Here is a 5,809-nt window from a genome sequence, read left to right on the forward strand (position 1 = left end):
CTGCGGGACGCCGGGGCCGAGGTGCTGGCCCGTTACGCGGCCGGCCCGCTGGCCGGCCAGCCCGAGATCACCCGGAACCGCTCTCGCAATTTTCGATAGCGTGACCGGCGATTGCTCTAAAAGCCCACGCTCAGGGACGCTTCGCCTGGCCCGTCGCCGCGCCAGGCGCGCGCATAAGCTTCAACCACCCTCCTAAGCCAGCAACGTCATTTGAGCATTTTGGCCCAATTCTGAACTAAAGCTCGCTCGTGCGTTTACACGACCGTCCGCGAGCTTTTTGGCTTGGCGCGGGCCCTCGACATGATCACAGGAGGCGCCATTGGACGCGACGCTGACGCTCCTCAACCTCGCCGGCGCGATCGCCTTGCTCTTGTGGGGCGTTCACATGGTGCAGAGCGGCGTGCAGCGCGCCTTCGGGTCCGATCTGAGACGGTTCCTCGGCCATGCGCTCGACAACCGGATCAAAGCCGCCGCCGCCGGCCTCGGCGTCACCGCCACTCTGCAGAGCAGCACTGCGACCGGCCTGATGATCGCCTCGTTCGCCGGCGCCGGCTTCGTCGCCCTCGTTCCGGCGCTGGCCGTGATGCTCGGCGCGAACGTCGGCACGACTCTGATTGTGCAGGTTCTATCGTTCGACGTCTCGAGACTGTCGCCGCTGCTCTTGCTCTCGAGGGTAGCGATGTTCAGGACGGGCGGCGCCCGTGCGCGCGACATCGGCCGCGTCTCGATCGGACTCGGGCTGATGCTGATCGCCCTGCCCCAGCTCCTGGAAATCATCACGCCCTACGAAGATGTCCCGAGCCTCAGGATCCTCATGGGCGCAATCGCGACCGACCGCCTGATCTCCGTCGCCTTCGGCGCCATGCTTGCCTGGGCCGCCCATTCGAGCGTTGCGGTCGCGTTGCTGGTCATGTCCTTCACCGAAAAGGGCGTCATTCCTCTCAACGCCGCGCTCGCCCTGATCATCGGCGCGAACATCGGGACGGCGCTCAATCCGCTCATCGAAGGCGCGCGCGGCGGAGATGCGGCGGGCCGGCGAGTGGTGGTGGGAAACGTCGTCACGCGCCTGGTCGGCGCCGCAATCGCATTGCCGCTTCTGACGCCGATCGGTATCGGCCTGGTCCAGATCGAGCCGAATTTCTCTCGTGCGGTCGCCGATTTCCACACCGCGTTCAACGTCGTTCTGGTTCTGGCGTTTCTGCCTTTGCTCGACCCGCTAGCGCGCGTCCTCGAACGCCTGATGCCTCAGCGCCTCGCCGCCGCCGACCCCGCAAGTCCGCTGTATCTCGACGACGCGGCGCTGGAGACCCCTTCGATCGCCATTGGTCACGCCGCGCGAGAGGCGCTGAGGATGGTCGACGTCCTCGATTCGATGATCCAAGACGCCGCCGATTCCCTGCGTTCGCGAGACCGCGAGGCCGTCGCGCGGGCGCGAAAATCGGACGACGTGCTCGATGCGCTCAATGGCGAGATCAAGCGCTACCTGACCCGTCTCGACCCGGAAAGTCTGAGCGACGAAGAGCATCGCCGCCTCGAAGCCGTGCTGGCATTCTCGGTGAACCTCGAAGGCGCGGGCGATGTCGTGGAGCGGAACATCGCGGGCTTCGTCGGCAAGCTCCTCAAGCGCGGGACTGACCTAAGGCCGGACGACGAGCAGGCAATCCAGGAGGTTTTCGAGGCTGTCCGCGGCAACCTTCGCTCGGCGGCGTCCGTGTTCGTGACCGGTGACCGCCACGCGGCCAGAGTTCTGTCGCAACAGAAAGAGGAATTCAGGCGCCGGGAGGCCGATGCGATCAAAGCCCACTTCGCCCGGCTACGCGACCGTCGCGACGCCTCCCCGCCGCAGGCGACGCCGCTCGACCTCCTGCGCGACATCAAGCGTCTGAACGATCACCTCGTGGCCGGCGCCGCCTACCCGGTGCTTGAGGCCGCCGGGGACCTGATGCCCAGTAGACTCGCCCACGACGGCGACGACGGACCACTCTAAAAACCGCGAGAATTCCCGTTCAGGAGACCGACTTGCTGGCGGCGGACGCGGCTCGCTTTGCGAACGAGGCGACAATCTTCCGGAGGCCGGGCTCCTTGATCAGCGCGATCGCCTTGCTCGGTTCGACCCACTGGGTTGTCCGCTGTGCGAACTCGGGCCAGACTTCGCTTTGTCGCTTCACCAGCAACGGATAGACTCTCACTTCGCACGTCGCCCTGACGCCGGCCTCGTCGAGCAGCTTGTCGTAAGTGAAGAGGCCCAGCGGCTTTGCGCCAATCTTTCCGCGCACCCCTGCTTCTTCGAAAGCTTCCCTCGCGGCTGACTTGGCCGGGCCCAATCCCTTTATCGGCCAACCCTTTGGAACGATCCAGCGTCTGGACTGTCGCGTGGTCACAAGAAGGACCTCCAGTGCAGCGTCTTCCGTGAACCGGTAGGGCAGCGCGCCGTACTGGATACGAACAGCGGCCTTTGCTCTCCGTTTCGTCGGTTTACGAGGAATTCCCGTGACTCCTGGTTCGCGTGTCTGGTTCCTCGGCGCGGCCTTTATCGCTCAAAGACCGAGTGAACAACCCGCGGAAAGTTGGGGGAAATGCTAATGAACGTCGGAAGTCAGCGAGTTCCATTTGGACGGCAAACCATTTGCCAGAACGGAGACTCCCAATAGCGACTCCGCCGCTTCGAGCACTTTCGGATCGAGCGGGCGCGGATCCAATGACACATTCTTGGACAGACGATCGACCATGATGCGCAGTGCAGCCAGCCTCCCCTGCGGCTTGTCGTTGGCCGAGATCAGATGCCATGGCGCATGACGAGTTGAGGTCTTCTGCATCATGTCCTCGATCGCCGCCTTGTATTCCTTCCAGCGGCGCGATTGCGGAAATCCTCGTAGGACAGCTTCCAGCGCTTGAGCGGATCGTTGAGCCGACTTCGAAATCGGCGCAACTGTTCATTAGCGGTCATGTGCAGAAACAGCTTGATGAGCCGCGTGTCCTCGGCGATCAACATGCGCTGGAAGTCATTGATCTCTTCGTAGGCCCGATGCCATTCGGCCGGCTTGGCGAAGCTCTCGACGCACTCGACGAGGACGCGGCGGTACCAGGAGCGGTCGAAAACGACGATTTGGCCGTGCTGTGGCAGGCGCTCCCAAAAACGCTGGAGGTAATCCAGCGACTTCTCACGCTCGCTCGGAGCAGAGATCGAATGCACCTTGAGGCCTACGCGGGTCGAGCGCCCACCCCAAGCGGCGAACGATGCCGCCCTTGCCCGCAGTGTCCCAACCCTCAAGAACGAGGACAGCGCGCTGGACCGTCCCGAGAAAGGCCTGCTGAACGCGTTGAAGCGTTTATTGAAGTTCCCCAAGACGGCGCTCGTAGTCGGCGAACTCGACCTTCGGGAAACGCTGAACTTCGGAAAGTCTCGGACGTTTCGAAACAACAAAGTCGGCGGTCTTCATGAGCGGCGGAGCCTCCCCTGGCACAAAAACTCAAAATGAACATCGTCAAAATTTCCCAAGCCACGTCGAGCTTCCGATAAGCGGCGATGCTCGAGCCTATGCATTGCTCGGGGTCGTCCAGACTCCGGTCCCTTTGGGCCAGCGTTCGATGGCGTCAAGCGAGCCGCAGCGCGATCACCCCGCCGACAATCAGCAACGCCGCGCCGGCGCGCGCGCCGCGGAAAGGTTCGCCGAGGAATGCGACGCCGATGATCGCGGCAAACACGACGGAGCATTCCCGCAGCGCTGCGACCGCTCCTATAGGGGCCTGCGTCATCGCCCAGACGACGATTGCGTAGCCGCCGAATGCAGCGAGGCCGGCAAAGGCGCTTCGCAGAGGATCACGCACGAATTCCGGGCCGGCGGACTTGCCCCGCAGCGCCAGGACAACCGGTAGATAGAGCGCCGCGGTCAAGCCGTCCGACCACGCGTTGTAGGCGAAGGCGTGCAGTGCGTCGGGTCCGGCAAGCCGGGCGCCCTCGCCATCCACGACCGAATAGGTCGCGATAATCACTGAATTGAAAAGCGCAAGAACGAGCGTGACGCGGTCGATGCGCCCATGGGCGAGACCGGAAAGCCCCATCGTCGCCACACCGGCGACGAGCGCCAGTACACCGACGAGCGCGACCGCGCCGGGGACTTCATGCAGCGTCACGGCGGCTATGCCACTCGCGACGAGCGGCGCCAGACCGCGCATGAGCGGATAAGCGACGGACAGATCGGCGTTGCGATATAAGCGGCCGACCAGCAGGAAATAGAGGACGTGGATGAGCGCCGAAGCGATCACATACGGCAGTGACGCCGCCAACGGCGCCGGCGTGGCCAGACTGACAAACACGGCGACGACGCCCGTCCACAGGGCGACGCGGGCCGAGCTCATGAACTTGTCGCCGGCGCTTTTTACGACCGAATTCCACAGCGCATGCAGCAACACCGCCGCCCAAACGAAAGTCGACACCTGCACGCCATCCCGATCGTCGCAAAATTGTCATGGACGACGGTAGCCGAAACATGGCGGCCAGGGCCATACCATGCGAGGCGGCATCTGACTGAGGAACGAGGAATGACCCGCAGCGTCCGTCCCCTGTGACTTGTCGTCGACCCGACGGAAGGCGAACCAGGCGACCGGCGTCTGGCGGCCATTTGCGATGTCGACCATCGAAAGTCGGCAAGCCGTTCGTCGCGCTCGCGTGCTGGCCACGATGAATGCCCCCTCAGGGCGGAGACTGCGCATACAAGTCTCACCTGGGAACGCCCGGTTGCCTGCCCACTTGCGACGTTCGCGGTCGCGACCCGCAACTAGGGGTCACCAGACGATTTGTTCAAAACTGCACGTTAGCAGGGTTGGCTGATCCCATCGGCGTTTGCGGCGGCGTCGGGGCTGGTTGGAAACGGGACCGTGCTGACGACTAGCCCCCAGAAGTCGAGGCGACTCCCCATGCCAAATTTGGAACTGTCCTGATTTCATTGGCATTTTTTCTTTGCGTGCGATTTTGGAAAAATCGTGTAGTGACCCCTAGTTCACCTCGGTCTTTTCTCCCCGCCGGCTGCTGCAATAACCGCCACGATGATGAGTCCCGTCGCCACCAGCCGCACGCCAGCGCTGACGCCGAAGGTGTTCAGCATGGTGAGCAGGAGCACCAGAAACAAAGCCCCGCCCCAAACGCCGGGGAGGTTCGCATTGCCGCCGGACACCGACGTCCCTCCGATGACTACGACGGCGATGGAAGCAAGAAGATATTCGTTGCCGATGTCGACGTTGGCCCCGCGGAAATAGCCGGCGAGCAGCGCGCCGTCGAGGCCTCCTAGCAGGCCGCAGAGCGCGTAGGCGGCGAACCGCACCGGCTCGACCTTGATCCCCGCCAGGCGGGCCGCGCGGATGTTCTGCCCGATCGCCAGCACCGAACGACCCCAGATCGTGCGGTGGAGCGCCACATTCGCGGCGTAGGCCAGCAGCGCCGCCAGGATCGCGAGCAGCGGAACGCTTGCGATTTCAATGTTGGTGAAGTTCGCGAAGCCTGGAGGAGGCTTGATCTGCAGGCCGCGGCCATAGGAAATGTCAATCGACTGGATGATGAAACTCGCCGACAGGGTCGCGATGATCGGCGGGATGCGCAAAGCACGGATCACGAGATAATTTGCGACGCCGACTGCAAATCCGGAAGCGAGGGCCGCCACGAGGCCGAGAGCGACGAGCGAGTCGTCGCCGCCCATGGTCTTCATCGCCACCGCGCTCGCCAGCCCGATGTTGGCGGGCAGCGAGAGGTCGACGTTGCCGGGCCCGAGCGTGATGACGAACATCTGCCCGACGCCGACGATCACGGTGAACA

General features: G+C 63.7%; 4 protein-coding genes and 1 pseudogene. 1 reads left to right on the top strand and 4 read right to left on the bottom strand.

All coding sequences use genetic code 11. The annotated features are described in order from the left end of the window. Nucleotides 1–319 precede the first annotated feature (319 nt). Nucleotides 320–1,987 carry a Na/Pi cotransporter family protein gene (locus tag ACLP2E_RS11880; protein ID WP_442466055.1) on the top strand — a complete coding sequence of 556 codons (1,668 nt, stop codon included), beginning with the start codon at nt 320–322 and terminating at the stop codon, nt 1,985–1,987. Between the two features lie 19 nt (nt 1,988–2,006). On the opposite strand, the gene ACLP2E_RS11885 is transcribed toward ACLP2E_RS11880, so the two are convergent. The 4 genes and pseudogenes from ACLP2E_RS11885 to ACLP2E_RS11900 all read right to left on the bottom strand — a co-directional run. Further along, nucleotides 2,007–2,381, bottom strand: coding sequence for an NUDIX hydrolase (locus tag ACLP2E_RS11885; protein ID WP_442466056.1), 375 nt, complete (start codon nt 2,379–2,381; stop codon nt 2,007–2,009). Nucleotides 2,382–2,579: 198 nt separating this feature from the next. Beyond that, nucleotides 2,580–3,193, bottom strand: a pseudogene (locus ACLP2E_RS11890) (polyphosphate kinase 2 family protein). A 401-nt stretch (nt 3,194–3,594) separates the two neighbouring features. Then, entirely contained in the window at nt 3,595–4,437 is an 843-nt protein-coding gene (locus ACLP2E_RS11895; RefSeq protein ID WP_442466057.1) for an EamA family transporter, read from the bottom strand. A 563-nt stretch (nt 4,438–5,000) separates the two neighbouring features. Further along, nucleotides 5,001–5,809, bottom strand: an 809-nt coding sequence (locus tag ACLP2E_RS11900; protein ID WP_442466058.1) for an ABC transporter permease, incomplete at its 5' end; no start/stop codon positions are given.

This window comes from Rhodoblastus sp. (genome assembly GCF_052145335.1).
Lineage (GTDB): Bacteria > Pseudomonadota > Alphaproteobacteria > Rhizobiales > Beijerinckiaceae > Rhodoblastus.